The sequence below is a fragment of the Lewinella sp. 4G2 genome, assembly GCF_001625015.1.
Taxonomy (GTDB): Bacteria; Bacteroidota; Bacteroidia; order Chitinophagales; family Saprospiraceae; genus Neolewinella.
This window is the reverse complement of the sequence record NZ_LVWJ02000019.1, coordinates 86,604-103,325: the sequence shown is the minus strand read 5'-3', so window position 1 is coordinate 103,325 and position 16,722 is coordinate 86,604. Positions and strand designations below refer to the sequence as shown.

The following is a 16,722-nucleotide window of genomic DNA, read 5'->3' as shown; positions in this document are numbered from 1 at the left end:
TTTCCTTGGCCGAAAAAAATCAGGTTATCTGCCAACGCTTGGAGACCAAGCTTGCGTCTTCACGGCAAACACCGACTTAATGCTTCGACCACTGCTCATCATTCTGCTCTCTTCGTTGAGTTTTTGTTTGGCGGCATGTAGCTGCGCCAATACCTACATTTCTCTCGAGGATATGCTCTGCCGCGCGGATACTACCGGCGGGCTGGTGCTGGAAATCGAAATGAAGCGCGCACCCCGCGGAAGTGGTAATGCCGGCTTTCAGATTCGCCGGGCGGTTGTAGGCATCACGGATCGTGCGGAGGTGGACCTAGGCCCCACCAATAGTTCCTGCTCCAGTTGGTTTGGGGATAATGACCGGGTGGGGAACCGCTACCTGCTGTTCACCCGTCCTCGTAGCTTAACGAATGGCGAGCAGGGGTTATCCGCCTGTGGCTATTACGGCAATCTTATCTTGTTAGATGACGACGCCGAGAAAATCTACTTCCCCGGCAATGATAACGGCAAGGCCACGGCTCCCCGCTGGGAAGACCTTAACGGAATCCTGGATGACTTTACCTGCGGCGGTAAGGGAGGAGAGGACATCATCAACCCCCTCAAGCACGCCACCATCGCCGCGAACCCGGGCCGCGGGGCCATCCGGATCGATAATCTGTTCGGTGATGCGGTCGGAAGTACGGACGTGTTCGTGTACAATGCATCCGGTGATTTGATTTTGCGGGAGACGTACACTACTGGCGAATCTCCCCTGAACCTGGGTTCCAGCCCGCAGGGCATCTACTTCGTCCGGTTGCGGAAGGGGCGGCACCAGAAGACGCTGCGGTATTTGAAACAGTAGGTGAAGAACGGAAATGGCGAAGCAGAGTGATCCACTTTTTCAGTCTTACTCTACTTTCCATTAGCAGTATTTACGGCTTGGGCGCTGCCGCAGGTGCAACGCAAAGTGCTAGTAAAAATGAGTGAGCTAACGCATGTCTTGTCCCGATAATTATGGGATGGGATCCATCTTCGGATCAATCTAGAGAGATGGGGTTCGGTCCCATATTACTCGCCCACCTCCCCGGCACCCGCGGCAGCGCAACATCCAGCACGAAGTAATTGTAGTAGGTGGGTAACCAATGTACCACCATGAGGATCTTCTACTTATTTGCCTTCCTGCTCTTTCTAGCCGGCTGTGATCAGAGTGCCACCGCGACCGAAACATCCCGGCCAGCACCCGACCGGGCCAGCAATATGGCCCTTCGCGCGACGGCCATCAAACCCAAAGTGGTTTTTGAGTACGAAGACATCCTGTGGTCCTTCCATTTCCTGCCCGATGGACGGATGATCGCTACGGATAAGGCCGGAAAACTACTGATTATCGCCGCAGATGGCGCCAACCACGACAGTATCACCGTGGGTGTACCGGAGGTAAAAAACGTAGGGCAAGGTGGATTACTTGACGTGCTCCTGGATCAGGATTTCGCCACGAACCGCTTGGTGTACCTCAGTTACTCCCAGCCGGACGATGAGAACAACGCCGCCACCTCCATCGGGGTAGGCCGCCTCGCCGACGACGAAAGCGAATTGGAGAATTTCCAGACCCTCTACGAAATGAAGAACCGGACCGATAAGCCCTACCACTACGGCAGCCGGATGGTCTGGGGACCCGAAGATGGCCACCTCTATTTCACCATCGGAGACCGGGGGAACCGCGACCAGAACCCGCAGGATACCACCCGCGACGGAGGCAAAGTGTACCGAATTGCCAAGGATGGCTCAATCCCCGCCGACAACCCCTTCGTGGATTACCCCGCCGCCAAGCAAGCGATCTACTCCTACGGTCACCGCAACCCCCAGAGTATGACCGTGCACCCGGAGACCGGAGAGATCTGGGAAACCGAACACGGCCCCCGCGGTGGTGACGAAATCAATATCATCGAACCCGGCAGGAACTATGGATGGCCAGTGGTTACCTACGGCATCAACTACAACGGCTCCCAAATTACCGAAGAGGTGAGCGCGCCCGGGATGGAGCAACCGCTCCACTACTGGGTGCCCAGCATCGCCCCTAGCGGCATGTGCTTTATCACCGGCGATAAGTACCCGGGCTGGGAAGGCGACCTACTCGTTGGTAGCCTGAAATTTATGCGCGTCCAACACGTCCAGCTGGATGGGAAAACCGTCGTGGGCGAAGACAAGGTCCTCAATAATTTTGGCCGCGTACGGGACTTACGGATGGGCCCGGATGGCTACGCTTACGCCTCGGTGGAAGGGGAGGGGATTGTACGGTTGGTAGTAGAGTAGTCGGGTAGTACGGTAGTCGGGTAGTAGCGTAGTACTACCCGACTAAGTACTACCCGACCACCCGACTAAGTACTACCCGACTAAGAAACCCTCCCCAGCAAACTCTCCGCCAGGCCCTTCAGCACCGCCTTCCACTGCTCGTTACCCTGAACTGCTGCGAGGTGGCCGTAGGCTTTGGCCTGGTATTCATCCCGTAATTTGGCGACGGCTTCCGGAATGCCCGCTTGCTGCATGAGGTCCGTTACCCGGGCGACTTTTGGGCTTGGATCAGCAGGCGAAGTATTAAAAAGATCAACCATTTCTTGGCGCTCATCTTCCCCTAATAGGGTGAGGGCGTGTAGGAAGAGAAAGGTTTTTTTGTTGCGGATGATGTCGTTACCGGTCAATTTTCCAGTACTGCTGGTTTCGCCGAAGGTGTCGAGCAGGTCATCCTGTAACTGGAAGGCCAAGCCGGTCAGGCGGCCGAAGGCGTAGAGATGGTCTGCGTCCGTCTGAGATGCGCCGGCTGCGAGGGCACCGATCTCTAAGGCACCACCGAGCAGGACGGCCGTTTTGAGTTCAATCATCTTGAGGTACTCTTCGATCGTAACGTCGTCGCGTACCTCAAAATCAACGTCGTACTGCTGCCCTTCACAAACGCCCGTGGCGACTCGGTTGAAAGCCTTCAACATGCCGGGGAAGGCGTCCTCGTTTGGGCAGTTGGCCAGGTGCTGATAGGCCTGAATGAGCATGAGGTCGCCAGAAAGAATGCCCGTATTGACGTCCCACTTCTCGTGCACGGTGGGCTGCCCCCGGCGGATGGGGCTATCGTCCATAATATCATCGTGCAACAGCGTAAAGTTGTGGAATACCTCAACGGCCAGCGCGACGGGCATGGTGCGGCTCAGGTCCTCGTCACCAAAGATCTTACCGGCCAGGAGAGCGACGACGGGGCGAATCCGTTTACCCCCAATTTGCAGGATATAATTGATGGGTTCGTACAGCCCCAGCGGCTCCCGCTCCCGAAAGTGGCTGGAAAGCTGCGCAATGAATAATTCTCTTAATGCTTGAATGGACTGGGTGCCGGGCTGTAACATGCGGCAAAAGTACAAAGCCCTACGCGAGGTGCGACCGGCACCCGAAACATTCAATGCTCTCCAAGCTTTTTGTAATCGTGGGGGTAGCAGCCATCAATTGCTGCTGCTTCCAAACTAACAGGAACGAGCTAACTATGCAGTACGATCTGATCATCATCGGTGGAGGCCCCTCGGGCATCAACGTAGCCATCAGCGCGCAAAAGGCTGGGCTGAAACACCTCGTCCTGGAGAAAGGTGCTCTGGCGAATAGCCTGTATAACTTCCCGGTGAACATGACTTTCTTCAGTACTTCGCTGAAACTGGAAATCCACAATACGCCTTTCATTAGCCACGGCGACAAACCGACCCGGGCGGAGGCCCTCGAATATTACCGGCGACTGATCGGTACCCACGGTATCAACCTTCACCTGTATGAAGCCGTCGAGGATATGCACCCCGCTACTGAGGGTGGTTATTTGGTGACGACCAATAAGGGTGAATATCACACGGCGGGCGTCTGCGTAGCGACGGGCTTTTACGATACACCCCGCTATCTCAATATACCAGGGGAGGATCTACCGAAGGTGCGCCACTACTACGATGATCCTCACGTATACATCGGCCAAAAAGTAGTAGTAGTCGGCGCCGCTAACTCTGCTTGCGATGCCGCCCTGGAAACCTGGCGGAAGGGCGCCGACGTCACCATGGTCATCCGTGGTCACGAGGTGAACAGCCGCGTGAAGTACTGGATCAAACCAGACATTGAAAATCGTATAAAAGAGGGTTCCATCAAAACCTACTTCGGTTCCACCCTTAAGGCCATCCGCCCGAATGAAGTGGATATTGAAACGCCGGATGGTGTGGTAAGCATTCCGAACGATTTCGTACTGGCCATGACGGGCTACGAACCCAATTTTGAGCTATTCGAGCGTTTGGGTCTGGAGATCAACGTAGATGATGCTTGCAAGCCCGTCCTGAATTCTGAGACTTTGGAAACCAATCTCCCCAACGTCTACATGGCCGGGGTAGCCTGCGCGGGGAAAGCAACGAGTAAACTCTTCATCGAAAATACTCGCGACCACGGTGAGATCATCGTAGGAGACCTAAGCAAAAAACTTCAGCGGGTAGAAGTAGAATAAGCTGCCGGTTCTTATTGCTTACGTCACTGTGCTAAAGGCGTAATGGATTAGATCGCACACCAAAGTATCGGACGTCTTCTCCAACCTTAAGTAGCTACACGCAGAAAAGCCTCCCCGCCGTGAAGCGAGGAGGCTTAAAAATTCTTCAAAACCGAAGCTAAAACATTTAGGCGAGCTTCTGAGCGAAAACGCTCAGGCCAGACTTCAGGTTAGCGGCTTTGTTGGGGTGAAAGAGGCGGCGCTTAGCCAGGCCATCAATCATGCTGAAAAGAGCGGGAAGCTGCTTGAGGGCTTCATCCTTCTCTTCGAGGTTGCGGAAACGGGCAATTGCCGTACGCGCGGATTTCTTGTAGTAACGGTTGTGAAGGCGCTTTTTAGCGTCCTGACGAATACGCTTTTTGGAAGATGCGTGGTTAGCCATGAGTACTGATTTTTACGTCGGTTTTGAATTGGAGGGCAAAGGTAATGGTTTCGCCCGAATTAAAGAAGGGTCCCCTCAAGAAAAAAGAAGCTGGAACGATTGCCCCAGCTTCTCAGGTTAGTCTTGAAATTTAGGATGGATTACCCGGCTTTGTGTGCCTTGATGGCCTCCGTAAGCTTGGGCAGTACTTCGAAAAGGTCACCTACTACACCGTAATCGGCCGCCTTGAAGAAAGGCGCTTCGGGGTCCTTGTTGATCACCACAATTGTCTTCGAACTATTGACGCCGGCGAGGTGCTGAATAGCACCACTAATGCCGGCAGCGATGTAAAGATTTGGGCGAATAGCAACACCCGTTTGCCCAACGTGCTCGTGGTGGGGGCGCCAGTCGACGTCCGCCACGGGGCGGCTACAAGCCGTCGTAGCACCAAGTGCATCCGCGAGGTCTTCCAGTACGCCCCAGTTCTCGGGCCCTTTGAGGCCGCGGCCTCCGGATACCACCAATTCCGCTTCGGGCAGCGGGGTGCGGCCGGAAGCACGCTTGGTCTCCAGGACTTTAGTGCGGGAGGCCGGTAGGTCCAAGTTCAGCGTTTCAACAGTGAGGGCGGAACCCGTTTCTTCCACGGGAATGGAGTTACCCGCAACGCTGATCACTTTGTAATCGGTGGTGATTTCCACTTCGGCGAAGGCTTTTCCGGAGAAAACGGCCTTGCGTACTTTAAAACTGCCATCCACAGTAGGCACACTATTCACGCCGGGGGCGGAGCCAGCATCGAGCCGGGCGGCGAGTCGACCGAGAATACTCTTGCCGGTGCTGGAGTGCATTAGAATGATCGTTTTGGCACCTAACTGCTGGGCAGTTCCAGCGATTGCGGCGGTGTAGACACCACTGTCAAAGCTATCTACACCGGGTACGTTGTAAACTTTAGTGGCGCCAAAGCGACCCAGATTACCGGCGTCATTAACCGAACCGATGGTCAGGGCTACGCAATCCGTTCCGAGTGCGGCAGCGGTTTTAGTACCGTACGTGACGGCTTCGTGAGCGGCTTTCTTGAAATTTCCGTTGACGGCTTCGGCAAATACGAGAACCATAGCTGTTATATTTTTTGGCCCTGAGGGGCTGATTGTTAAGGGAAGGTTAGGAGAAGTGAGGATTAGATCACCTTAGCTTCTTCGTGCAGTAGGCGGACGAGTTCATCCATGTTATCCGGCTCGATGAGCTTAACGGCGGATTTTTCCGCGGGCAGATCGTAGTGCGTCACCTTCGTCGCTACTTCGGCGGCGACGGGCTCGACTACTTTTAGTGGCTTACGCTTAGCCATCATGATGCCCCGCATGTTTGGGATCCGTTGCTCGGCCAGGCCTTTGGCACTGCTGATGGCGAAGGGGGCTTCTACTTCTACGATCTCCACGCCGCCTTCAATATCGCGGGTGATGGTCGCCGTAGAACCGTTCATCTCCATATGGCTAGCTTCACTGACGTAGGCGATATCGAGCAGTTCGGCCACCATGGCGCCTACTTCGGAACCGTTGTAGTCGATGGTTTCTTTACCGAAAAACAGCACGTCGTATCCGCCGTCCTTTGCCACTGCGGCAATTTGTTTGGCGATGAATAAGCTGCCCTGGCCTTCGGCGTTCACGCGAATTGCGTCGTCGGCACCAACGGCAAGTCCTTTACGAATCACGCTGTCATTATCGGCGGAGCCTACGTTAAGTAGGGTAACAGAGCCACTGCCAGATGCCTCCTTCAGTTCGAGGGCGCGCACGAGGGCGTACCACTCATCGTAGGGGTTCATAATGTACTTGACGCCGGCCATGTCCAGGTCGGAGCCATCGCCGGCGAGCTTGATCTTAGTGGTGGTTTCGGGCGTCTTGCTGACGCAAACGAGCATCTTCATTACTTGGCTTTACGTTATAATTTGGCGCTGCCGCAGGTGCGGGGCGGGAGGGGCAAGGCCCACTCACTACGAAGGACAATCACACGCACGATTAGTTGATACCTAAATAGCGGTGGAAGCACCTTCGCTGGCAAATATACAGAGAGGAGAGACTAGTTAGCGAATTTTCGCTGGAGCGAATCGAAGTGCTGGTCTTTAGGGTAGAATTGGATGAAACGAATTACTTGCTGGCGTGCACCATACTAGGTACAACCGCTGGTTCAACACCGGGTAGAGGTGTCTCAATAGTAGAAAGCTGATGCTCGTAGCTACGGAGCGCACGGGCGTGGTTTTCTGCAACGGCATTCAGCACTTTTAGCTCTTCATCCAGCTCTTTCTTTGCGTGCACATCCTCACCAAAAAAACGCCGCTTGCGGTTAATGTCCAGTATTGACTGAATGGTCTGGCTCAACGCCATTTTGGTCTTCAGATAGCGGTATTTGATGTGGCGTTTAGCAGTCATTGCAATGGATTTTATAGTGAAAGGGTGGGTTAAGGCTGAAAACTGAAGTCTAGAATAAAATAGTGTTACGACAAGATAAAACGAATTATTGTAAGCTAATAGCTCATTCGCGTAATTATTTGACTGTTTTTATGTCGTCGCAACTGATGCTATAACCTTTTAGAGTCGAAGATGGTTGGCCGATTAACGTCAATTAACCGTCAGGTAGATCACCTTTGCGACGGAGACACGCTACTATCAAAGTTTTACCTCATCTAACGGTGGAAATATTAGCCATCGTGGCCGCACGAACTACGCCAGATCTGTTTGATGAGGGGATAGTTTCAGGGGTTTGAGGTAGTAACGCAAATCAGCAGGCTCGAAGTACCGTTTCGACAAAAGATTCAATTCAGAGGGCCGTGTTCTTGTAGGGTGACCTCGCTTGCCATATAGGTTGTGTGTAGACCGCTGGAGTGAAGAAGGGGATCATCCAGTTAAGTACTGGGCTTTTGGCCTTACAAAGACAAGTGTAATCCACCGGCACCGCTCCGACCGAGCTTTTAATTTCTAGTGCCGTCCGACCGTAATCTAACGTTTCGAATTTGCCTGTTATCGCCGTTTCTAAAAGATCGAAGAGGATGTTATGGTATAGGTGATACCGCTGCTTATAGGCTTCCTTCATCCCAAGGTAATGGGCGTGTAAAACTGGTCCGTTAGGAATGGTACTGGTGAAAGCTATCAATTCATTGGCGTAGAAGTAACCGGTGAAGCCCGACTGGCCGGTCCGTTCTTGATTACGACTCGCTAGCCAGCCGAAGTAATCCGCTTGTAAGTTCGCCGCGTTGTACGCCGCGCCCGCTGTTGTCTCTCGGTAAAGCTCAAAGATGAGGGAGCTTCGGGAATTGACTTCCGTTGCCGTTAACCCGCGGCGCGTGAGCCCCACGAATTTCTTTCGTGCCCGACGGTATCTGGTCCGGTATTTACTGGTAATGTCCTGGCAATAATCGTCCATTGAACTCCAGGTGGAATCAATTTGCAATTCCATCACCGGATCCACCGGCATCGCGTAGAAGCCCTTTTTCTTGAGTGTTGTAGAGATGAGGCTTCCGGATGTAGAGCAATCTTTGATGAGTATGGCTGCGTAGCTACTGTCCGACTCAAGCAAGGCCTCGGATACGGCTGCGAGCAAATCCGCCAATTCGCTCGCTGGCACTTCCCCCTTCACGTCGATTGCGTACGGGCCTGAAGTCAACAGCTGGCCCAATGCCGCTACCTTAAACGAGAAGGGAGCCAGCAGCTTTCGCCGTAGATCTACCCGGGAGCGATCTCCATCCGCGGAGTGTTTTACGTTTCCCGCCGCACTGAACACAAACTCCTGCAACGTCAACCATACGGAACGATCCGAATCGCTGGACTGAAGTAGTAAAGCCTCCGTCGTAAAACCCGTCCGTTGCGTGGATAACTGAGATAGCGTACGTGGGTCAGTCCAAAAGGAGTCAGCTCGCTGTGCTGGCCGATCACAACGCGCAAGTACATCGGGCGTATCGACGCGGCGCAACGACCAACCTGGCATAGTCAGCAGTGGCAATTGCTGACCACTACCACCATTCCTTGAAGATGGAGGACAGAGTGTACCGGCGATACAGGTCATTGGGAGAATTCAATAAAAATGGCAGAGCCAGAGAGAAAAGGAGAACGGATTGCTCGCCGTTTTCATTCCAAGACCGTAACGCAGCAGATGCCACAATGGATGTGTTAGGCAGAATAATAGGGTGCTATGTACGGCAATTCACCTCACTATCGGTTCGCGAGAAATGGTAATAGGCTATCTCTCGAATAGGAACCTTGGAGTGCTAACCGGCCATTATCTTGCACGCTCCTACTAAGCTTGTGAAGATGATTACAAAGATTTTGATCCCCATTGATTTTAGCCCCGGAGCAGAGGCTGCTTTGATGTACGGAGAGGCACTCGCTGCTTCCATTGGTGCCGAAGCGGTAAAGATCATCCATGTCTTCACGCCCCAAACGGCAAGTGCGGATGCCATTACTGCCGTTCCCGTAGCGGAATTGATGGATGAGGCCGACGAAAATATGAATCAGTTCCTCGCAACCGTGCCTAACCCTACGGGCAGCACCCGCCAGGGAGAATTGATGCTAGGCTTTGCTGCCGACCGCATCGTAAAGGAGAGTGAGGATTACGATCTCGTCGTCCTGGGGGCGAACGGGAATACGGACTTACTAGAGGAAGTATTCGGCTCCGTCGCCTCCACCGTTGTCGACAAAGCTACCTGCCCGGTAATTCTCGTGCCCCAGGGCGGAGTCTTCCAGAACTATAAGAACATCCTCTACGCCAGTAACAACCTCTCCCTGAGCCGGAGAGCCGTGATGAACTTCCGGGAGTTCAACGATTTGTTTCACGCCCGGGTCCATTTTGTACACGTTAAGGAGGAGGATGACGAAGGTGAAGTTGATCGCCAGGCGATCTTCTCCAAACTCTTTTCGACGCCCGACCCAAATTTTTCTTTCGACATCCGCGAGGTCGAAGCCAAAACCGTGCAGGATGGCCTGGTTGCCTATCTGGAAAAGCACCCCATCGAGCTAGCCGTAATGGTTACGAAACGCCGTGGCTTTTGGAGCCAACTCTTCCACAAAAGTGATACGAAGCAAATGATCCTTCACCCGCGCACGCCGGTGATGGTCCTGCACGTGGAAGGTTGATAAAAGTTAAGGGGGCTTAGTGGGTGGGATAGGTGCTACTCTGCCTTGTCTCTATAGTGGGCGGCGCATCGTTAATTGTATTCCGGAAGGATGGACACCTCCGTTTTTGCATCCACATCCTCTATAGAAATGTACCAAACCGATAGAACTAGGTCACTCTTCACAAAGCGTCAGCCCAGGCAAAACACTTACCCTTAAGGAAGGCCAACACTTCTAGTGATTTACTCGTGAGTTGAACCCCGCGGTAATAAAACTATCCCGCAACTGCCTCACCTTCCAGTTCTTCGACGTCGGCAATGCCGTTGCCATCCAGATCCTCGTCGCGTTCTAGGCGGAGGTTGTCGATAATGAATTCCTGGCGGGCCGGCGTGTTCTTGCCCATGTAATAGCTGAGCAACTGCTCAATATCGGTTGCCTCGCCGAGTACCACGGGCTCCAGGCGGATATCCTCCCCGATGAAGTCCTTGAACTCATTCGGGCTGATTTCTCCCAAACCTTTAAAGCGGGTGATCTCCGGCTTACCCCGCAACGCCTGAATGGCCGCCTGTTTTTCCTGCTCGCTGTAACAGTAAAAGGTCTTTTTCTTATCCCGAACTCGGAATAGAGGCGTTTCCAGAATGTATAGGTGGCCGGCTCCCACCATGTCGGGGAAGAACTGCAAAAAGAAAGTCAGCAGCAAGAGGCGGATGTGCATTCCGTCCACGTCGGCGTCCGTAGCAATCACGATACGGTTGTAACGTAGGAATTCCAGCCCATCCTCAATATTGAGGGCATGCTGAAGTAGGTTGAATTCCTCATTTTCGTAAACCACCTTTTTAGTCTGGTTAAAGCAATTCAGTGGTTTCCCCCGTAGGGAAAAGACCGCCTGGCTCTGCACGTCGCGCGCCACGGTGATGGATCCGCTCGCAGAATCACCCTCGGTGATGAAAATGGTGGAAGCTAGCTTCGTTTCCTCGTTGTGTTTCTTATTGGAGGAATTGAAGTGGACCCTACAATCCCGCAATTTTTTGTTGTGGAGGTTAGCTTTCTTAGCGCGTTGGTTAGCCAGTTTCTTAATGCCGGCAATCTCCTTGCGTTCGCGCTCGGACTGCTTGATGCGCTTCTCCATCGCCTGAGCGACTTCGGGGTTTTTGTGCAGGTAGTTGTCCAGGTGCTCCAACATGAAATTCTTCATGAAGGTCTGTACCGTAGGGGAGCCTGGCCCCATATCCGTTGATCCTAGTTTGGTCTTGGTCTGGCTTTCAAAGACGGGTTCCTCCACTTTGATGGCAACGGAAGCCACGATGCTCGCCAGGACGTCCTTCCGGTCGTAGCTCTTATTGAAGTGCTTCTGGATGGCTTCCACCACGGCGCCGCGAAAGGCATTGAGGTGGGTCCCCCCCTGCGTGGTGTGCTGGCCATTGACGAAACTGAAGTAAGTCTCTCCGTAAGCATTACCGTGGGTCAGGGCGACCTCTACGTCGTCGGCTTTCAGGTGGATGACGGGGTAGCGCCGCTGCTCTTCGTTGATCTTGCGCTCCAGCAAATCCTTGAGACCATTCCGGCTCACCAATGTTTTGCCGTTGAAGACCAATTTCAAGCCGGCGTTCAGGTAAGCGTAGTTCCAGAGCTGGTTCTCGATGTAGTCCGAGCGGTACTTGTATTTTTTAAAGATGCCATGATCCGCCCGGAAACTGATGAAAGTGCCGTTTTGCTCTTTTGTCTTCGTCTGCCGGTGATCTTTGATCAATTCCCCAAAGGAGAAGTCAGCCTGTTTCAGCTTGCCTTCCCGCACGGCGTAGACGGTAAACTCTTCCGACAGCGCGTTCGTCGCCTTCAAACCAACGCCGTTTAGGCCGACCGATTTTTTAAAGGCCTTCGAATCATACTTGCCGCCGGTATTGATCTTGGACACAACGTCGACCACTTTACCGAGGGGGATGCCCCGGCCAAAGTCGCGCACCTTTACTACGCCATCTTCAATTTTGATGTGGATCTCTTTACCGAAGCCCATGACGTACTCATCGATCGAGTTATCAATCACCTCTTTGAGTAGGATGTAGATACCATCGTCGGGGCTAGCGCCGTCACCCAGTTTACCGATGTACATGCCCGGCCGGATACGGATGTGTTCCTTCCAATCCAGAGAACGAATATTGTCTTCGGTGTAATTCGACTGCGCCATGTGTATACTGCTGTTTAAGGGTTGGCAAATATACACAACGGACAATCACCAATGAAACATTTTGTATGTTTTTATTCAAAATGTTTTGTTTGTAGAAAGCCCGCCCTTATGTTTGTGGCGTGGGGCGTCAAACAATAACTGTCAAGTTGCGTCCAGCTCCCCAAGGAAGCTTCCAGCGCCTAACTATTATCATTAACCAAAACGTAGCTTATGTCCTAAACTATTTACCTGCGGCAGCGCCCGGCCTGCCTGGTTTGATTCTGCCATGTTGAAGTCATAACTGCACGGACAATGGATGGTCTTTCTTCGGATATAGCTATGGTGTGCAGTTGAGAAAGTCTACTACCGTTTCTCTTCAAACGCAGCAATTTTTTCTGCTAGCCAGGGGCGGGAGGCGATGTACTTTTTGCCGGCGAAATCTGCCTTCAGCACTTCCAGTGAGCGTTTGTCATCCGGCAGGAGACGAGTGAGGCGCAGGGTGAAACTGACAAGATTGCCAAAGGCTTTTACGGCCGACTCCGGCAGCTCTTTATGCCGGTGGAGGTAGCTGTTGATGGCATCAAAGAGAGAATCGAGGGCATCAAACGTCTCCGTTTCGTAGTAGATCGCCAGCAGCATTGATTTGGCATTGAGGTTGTAGGTCGTGTTTTCGTACTCTACGTCGCGGAGGAATTCAAGCGCACGGTCGTAGTCCTTCTGGTAGAAATAAAGCGTTGCGGAATTGTAGGTGACCGCATTTTGCCGCTGCTTGGCGGGAAGGCGATGTTGGTAGTCCGTAATGTACCGCTCGGCCCACTCGAACTCTCCGAGGCGAAGGGCAGTAAGGATGGTGTTGCGGAACTGCAATGGGTCCAGCACGCCCCGATCAAAGACGAATTCACGATCCAGTGCGTACTGGTACAAGCGCAGGTATTCACCCAGAAATTTGGCGTCGCCCCGGTTGATATAACGCCGGCTGTAATTCAGTGCGGGTTGGATGAATTCATAGCCTCGTTCGAGTGGCAGGTGGTCGCCGTGTAGCTTGATGGTCTCGATGTACTGCTCATACAACTTGTGGTCGTTGGCCTCCTCGCTGTTCTGTACGTCCAACATCTTGTACATGAAGAAGTATAGGGCAATTAGTGGTTCTTGCAGGTACCTGGGGTGTTCCTCCAGATACGTAATGATCTCCGGCACGAGTTGAAGGTCGTAGGTCGTCTGCTCCGTTTGCAATCTTACCTGAGCGTACGCGGCGTGCATCAGTTTGGTGATGATGAAGTAGCTATCCAGCGCACCGCTGATGGCCTCCATATTGGTGTGATCAAACGGCCGGTGGCGGTAATTCAGTAGCGTATATTTTCGCTTCTCCAGGAGGTGGTCGTACAGGTAGGTATCTACCTCGTAGCGTTCGCCACTTTCCTTAAGTTGCGCCCAGTTGCGCTCAACGCTGCGCACCAACTTTTCGGGCTGGTCTTTTTCCAGCGCGGATAGGTATAAGTAGTCGCGTAAATGCGGTTCCTGCGCCAGTGCTTCTTGCAAATAAAACTCTCGGACCAGCTTGAACAGGTCCGAGGAAAATTTGCGGAATCGCACGTCATTGTAGGCCTTTTCTGGTCCGAAAACCTGCTGCCAAACCTGCTGCTTATCCACCGGTTTGCCGGCTTTGACCAACTTGGCAATGGCCACGAATAGATCCTCCAGGTTTTGATTTCCACCGAACCAGGGCGAGCGAAGGAGCTTTCGGCAGGCTTTGATGCGCGGCTTATCCAGCTGGCTGATCAGGCTAAGTAGTTTGTTAGATTTCTCGGTGAGTAGCAAAATGCACGGCTTAGAGGCTCAGAAGTTTAGGGCCCGGTGAAGGTTGCTAAAGTAGGCAGCGCAGGCTCCGCTTCCCAAGTTTGCAAGGTTACCGGTCAGGATATTTTTCTTTTCGCCAATTTTTTGTCAACTACCTAGAAATAAGCCTAAAACATTCCTTCCAAGACCTTATATTGTGCTAACCTGACGAATTAAGTTACGTTCGGCATTGCTCAAGTTACCCCCCGGTATGTTTTTACGTCGTTTCCTGGTCCTGTTTACCCTGCTTGTGGGTGGCGTTTTCGCCACCCTGAACGCACAAAGCGAGGTGCTGGTGACGGTTACGAATGAACCGGTTAGCATCAACTTTCTTTCGCAGTACGCTCCTTCGCTGGGGCAATCCCCCCAGCACGGAGAGGTCACGATGGTGGAAGACCCCATTTTCAACTACACGCTCACCTACACGCCGGACGAAGATTACGTGGGGCTCGATCAATTCCTCCTCATCTCTCAGCCCTTTGGCTTCAACGTGCAGTTCACCAATTACCGGGTGGAAGTGCGCAAAGCCGATATCCGGGCCCTTCACGATCAAGCCGTTACCACGGCTGGCCAGCCAGTCATGATCCCCGTGTTGGACAATGATTTCAGTAACGTTGGTGGCATTGAACTGACGGCCGTCCCAGTGGCCAACGCCGGTACCGCGGAGATCGTAGGGGACCAAGTTCGTTTTACTCCAGAACCAGATTTTACCGGTCTGGCCGACATCAACTACGTCATCTGTACCAACGGTGAAACCTGTGATTTAGGAACCATTACGGTTTCCGTTGCGGGCGCTGCCGCAGGTGCCGGGCAAAGGGACACGGTACGGGTCTTCACCAAAAAGAACGAACCCCAGCTGATTTTTGCTGACCCTGCAGCCACACCGCTAACGGGACCTAGCCACGGCGCCATGATCGATTCGGCCGGCCTGATGGCCTACGCGCCAAACGAAGACTTCACGGGTGACGAAACGCTGGTATACCAAGACGCCGCCGGGAACACCACCGTATTTGAAGTCACCGTACTCGATCTGGTGGACGACCAATTTACCGCCGAAGATCGCGCCTATACCCCGGTGGATGCGCCCATCACCTTCAACGTCCTGCACAACGACGTGTATACCGTCTTTGCCGACTGCGTAGTTTACGGGGCGCCACGGTACGGTACAATCACCGAAACGAACCTGCGTGGTGAGGTCATCTATACACCACCTACGGGCTGGTCCGGTGTAGATCGTTTTACTTACTCCTCGAAAGCACCGGGCTGCAACGGTGAACCGGAACTCCAGACCGCCTACGTATTTGTCTCAGACTACGCTCCGGAAGATGGCCTCCAAGTGTTGACGCTCCCCGCAGGCAGCTCACTACCCATCACCTACGATGTGCCTAACGGCGCTGCCTCCTGGTCAATCAACTCATCGCCTAGCTACGGATCCCTCATCGTGGATGCGCAGAACGGTGGGCTCATCTACACCGCCCGCGCGACGGCTGCAGGCCAGACGGATAACTTTAACGTTACCTACTGCCTGAATGCGGATGCTGGAGGAAATTGCGCCGTCTCAAAAGTGATCCCGGTTGCCGTGCAGATCACTGCGGGCACGGCTCAGAATTGTAATACGGCCGAATGCATTTGGCCGGGCGACGTTAATAACGATGGCGTCGTCAACGTTGGGGATCTTCTCCCCATCGGCCGCGCTATGGGCAAATCCGGTACGCCTCGTCTTAGTGGAGACGCTACCGCCTGGGGCGGCCAAACCTCGGAAGACTGGGGCCAAACCCTGGAAGGTCTGGACTTGAAATATGCTGACGCCAACGGCGACCAAATCATCAGCGCTCTCGATACTCAAGTGGTTATTGCTAACCTAGGGAAGGCACACCGGCTGACGGCAAAAGCCCAGACCTTTACCACCTTTGAATTGAGCATCATCGGCCCGGCGGAAGCTGAGCCGGGCGACCTGATCCTACTCGACATCGTCGCCGGTACGGAAAACGTGGTGGTGGAAGATATTTACGGCTTCATATTTCCCTTCGTGTACGACCCGGCGGCACTCGAACCCAATTCTATTACCCTGGATTTTGATGAGTCCAGCTGGGCGGGCTACGGAAGCCCGGTCATCAGCCTTTCAACGAACGACGAAGTAGCTGGAATCCTTAACATGGGTATGTCCCGCACGAATGGACGAGCGACAAGCGGCTGGGGCCCTCTCGGGCAATTCTCCTCCGTTGTGGTAGAAGACATCTACGGTTTCTACGGCAGCGATGACACTGACGGTGGGGCAGGGGCTACGGGGAATGATATCGAATTGTCTTTCGGTGGTGGCACTGGAATGGTTACCAATCAAGCCGGTTTAGAAGCTGCCGTACGCGTCAATCCCACTACGGTGCGGATCGTCAACAATAGCGAGGACTTGGGTGAGCGCGATGCCAGCGATGCCAATGCTTACCTCGACGGCAAATTATTGACCTTCCCCAACCCGACGTCGGATCGGATCACTGTACACCTAAACGGTCAACAGCGCTTCACTGCCCTTCGCCTAACGGACCTGACCGGCCGTACGGTTACTAATCTAAAAGGGCTAGATACCAACCATCAGATACTGGACCTCCACCAACTGTCTCGTGGCGTGTATACCCTAACGGTCACGACTAAAGATGGAGTTGTGAATCGGCTCATTCAGGTCCAATAGAGGCCGTTAAGGGTTGAGCTAGTCGGATTCATTGGACCCGCAGTCAAACTTCCTACTAATCCA

13 protein-coding genes are annotated in these 16,722 nt (G+C 53.3%); 5 read left to right on the top strand and 8 right to left on the bottom strand.

The window, feature by feature from the left end; all coding sequences use genetic code 11:
- The first annotated feature begins 79 nt into the window (after positions 1–79).
- Complete coding sequence (locus tag A3850_RS17475) at positions 80–835, top strand: T9SS type A sorting domain-containing protein (RefSeq protein WP_082921941.1); 756 nt, start codon at positions 80–82, stop codon at positions 833–835.
- Between the two features lie 290 nt (positions 836–1,125).
- The gene (locus tag A3850_RS17470; RefSeq protein WP_068220181.1) at positions 1,126–2,283 is read left to right on the top strand and encodes a PQQ-dependent sugar dehydrogenase; all 1,158 of its coding nucleotides are present in this window, start codon (positions 1,126–1,128) and stop codon (positions 2,281–2,283) included.
- Between the two features lie 80 nt (positions 2,284–2,363).
- On the opposite strand, the gene A3850_RS17465 is transcribed toward A3850_RS17470, so the two are convergent.
- Positions 2,364–3,359 (bottom strand): polyprenyl synthetase family protein, encoded by a 996-nt coding sequence (locus tag A3850_RS17465; RefSeq protein WP_068220177.1) that lies wholly within the window; start codon positions 3,357–3,359, stop codon positions 2,364–2,366.
- A 134-nt stretch (positions 3,360–3,493) separates the two neighbouring features.
- Here A3850_RS17465 and A3850_RS17460 point away from each other — a divergent pair, with 134 nt between their 5' ends.
- Positions 3,494–4,477, top strand: coding sequence for a YpdA family putative bacillithiol disulfide reductase (locus A3850_RS17460; protein ID WP_068220174.1), 984 nt, complete (start codon positions 3,494–3,496; stop codon positions 4,475–4,477).
- A gap of 166 nt (positions 4,478–4,643) precedes the next feature.
- Here A3850_RS17460 and rpsT read toward each other — a convergent pair whose 3' ends face one another.
- The 5 genes from rpsT to A3850_RS17435 all read right to left on the bottom strand — a co-directional run bounded on the left by rpsT (position 4,644) and on the right by A3850_RS17435 (position 8,927).
- Positions 4,644–4,898 (bottom strand): 30S ribosomal protein S20, encoded by a 255-nt coding sequence (rpsT, locus tag A3850_RS17455; protein WP_068220171.1) that lies wholly within the window; start codon positions 4,896–4,898, stop codon positions 4,644–4,646.
- Positions 4,899–5,038: 140 nt separating this feature from the next.
- Complete coding sequence (locus A3850_RS17450) at positions 5,039–5,989, bottom strand: electron transfer flavoprotein subunit alpha/FixB family protein (RefSeq protein ID WP_068220168.1); 951 nt, start codon at positions 5,987–5,989, stop codon at positions 5,039–5,041.
- A gap of 62 nt (positions 5,990–6,051) precedes the next feature.
- Positions 6,052–6,795 (bottom strand): electron transfer flavoprotein subunit beta/FixA family protein, encoded by a 744-nt coding sequence (locus A3850_RS17445; RefSeq protein WP_068220165.1) that lies wholly within the window; start codon positions 6,793–6,795, stop codon positions 6,052–6,054.
- Between the two features lie 220 nt (positions 6,796–7,015).
- Positions 7,016–7,297 carry a hypothetical protein gene (locus tag A3850_RS17440; RefSeq protein WP_068220161.1) on the bottom strand — a complete coding sequence of 94 codons (282 nt, stop codon included), beginning with the start codon at positions 7,295–7,297 and terminating at the stop codon, positions 7,016–7,018.
- Positions 7,298–7,685: 388 nt separating this feature from the next.
- The gene (locus A3850_RS17435) at positions 7,686–8,927 is read right to left on the bottom strand and encodes a GNAT family N-acetyltransferase (RefSeq protein ID WP_082921940.1); all 1,242 of its coding nucleotides are present in this window, start codon (positions 8,925–8,927) and stop codon (positions 7,686–7,688) included.
- A 245-nt stretch (positions 8,928–9,172) separates the two neighbouring features.
- Between A3850_RS17435 and A3850_RS17430 the strand changes: the two genes are divergently transcribed.
- Positions 9,173–9,994 carry a universal stress protein gene (locus A3850_RS17430; RefSeq protein ID WP_068220155.1) on the top strand — a complete coding sequence of 274 codons (822 nt, stop codon included), beginning with the start codon at positions 9,173–9,175 and terminating at the stop codon, positions 9,992–9,994.
- A gap of 253 nt (positions 9,995–10,247) precedes the next feature.
- Here A3850_RS17430 and A3850_RS17425 read toward each other — a convergent pair whose 3' ends face one another.
- Both A3850_RS17425 and A3850_RS17420 read right to left on the bottom strand, forming a co-directional pair.
- On the bottom strand, positions 10,248–12,158 hold the full coding sequence (locus A3850_RS17425; protein ID WP_068220152.1) for a DNA topoisomerase IV subunit B: 1,911 nt from the start codon (positions 12,156–12,158) through the stop codon (positions 10,248–10,250).
- Positions 12,159–12,500: 342 nt separating this feature from the next.
- Positions 12,501–13,955, bottom strand: a complete 1,455-nt coding sequence (locus A3850_RS17420) for a hypothetical protein (protein ID WP_068220149.1) — start codon at positions 13,953–13,955, stop codon at positions 12,501–12,503.
- Positions 13,956–14,184: 229 nt separating this feature from the next.
- Here A3850_RS17420 and A3850_RS17415 point away from each other — a divergent pair, with 229 nt between their 5' ends.
- Positions 14,185–16,659, top strand: coding sequence for an Ig-like domain-containing protein (locus tag A3850_RS17415; protein ID WP_068220147.1), 2,475 nt, complete (start codon positions 14,185–14,187; stop codon positions 16,657–16,659).
- Positions 16,660–16,722: the final 63 nt, after the last annotated feature.

Bases quoted from the DNA above. Each gene is read 5' to 3' on its own strand.
- A3850_RS17435 (WP_082921940.1), bottom strand. From the start codon at position 8,927: ATGACCTGTATCGCCGGTACACTCTGTCCTCCATCTTCAAGGAATGGT.
- rpsT (WP_068220171.1), bottom strand. From the start codon at position 4,898: ATGGCTAACCACGCATCTTCCAAAAAGCGTATTCGTCAGGACGCTAAA.
- A3850_RS17415 (WP_068220147.1), top strand. From the start codon at position 14,185: ATGTTTTTACGTCGTTTCCTGGTCCTGTTTACCCTGCTTGTGGGTGGC.
- A3850_RS17465 (WP_068220177.1), bottom strand. From the start codon at position 3,359: ATGTTACAGCCCGGCACCCAGTCCATTCAAGCATTAAGAGAATTATTC.
- A3850_RS17425 (WP_068220152.1), bottom strand. From the start codon at position 12,158: ATGGCGCAGTCGAATTACACCGAAGACAATATTCGTTCTCTGGATTGG.
- A3850_RS17440 (WP_068220161.1), bottom strand. From the start codon at position 7,297: ATGACTGCTAAACGCCACATCAAATACCGCTATCTGAAGACCAAAATG.
- A3850_RS17445 (WP_068220165.1), bottom strand. From the start codon at position 6,795: ATGAAGATGCTCGTTTGCGTCAGCAAGACGCCCGAAACCACCACTAAG.
- A3850_RS17430 (WP_068220155.1), top strand. From the start codon at position 9,173: ATGATTACAAAGATTTTGATCCCCATTGATTTTAGCCCCGGAGCAGAG.
- A3850_RS17460 (WP_068220174.1), top strand. From the start codon at position 3,494: ATGCAGTACGATCTGATCATCATCGGTGGAGGCCCCTCGGGCATCAAC.
- A3850_RS17450 (WP_068220168.1), bottom strand. From the start codon at position 5,989: ATGGTTCTCGTATTTGCCGAAGCCGTCAACGGAAATTTCAAGAAAGCC.
- A3850_RS17470 (WP_068220181.1), top strand. From the start codon at position 1,126: ATGAGGATCTTCTACTTATTTGCCTTCCTGCTCTTTCTAGCCGGCTGT.
- A3850_RS17475 (WP_082921941.1), top strand. From the start codon at position 80: ATGCTTCGACCACTGCTCATCATTCTGCTCTCTTCGTTGAGTTTTTGT.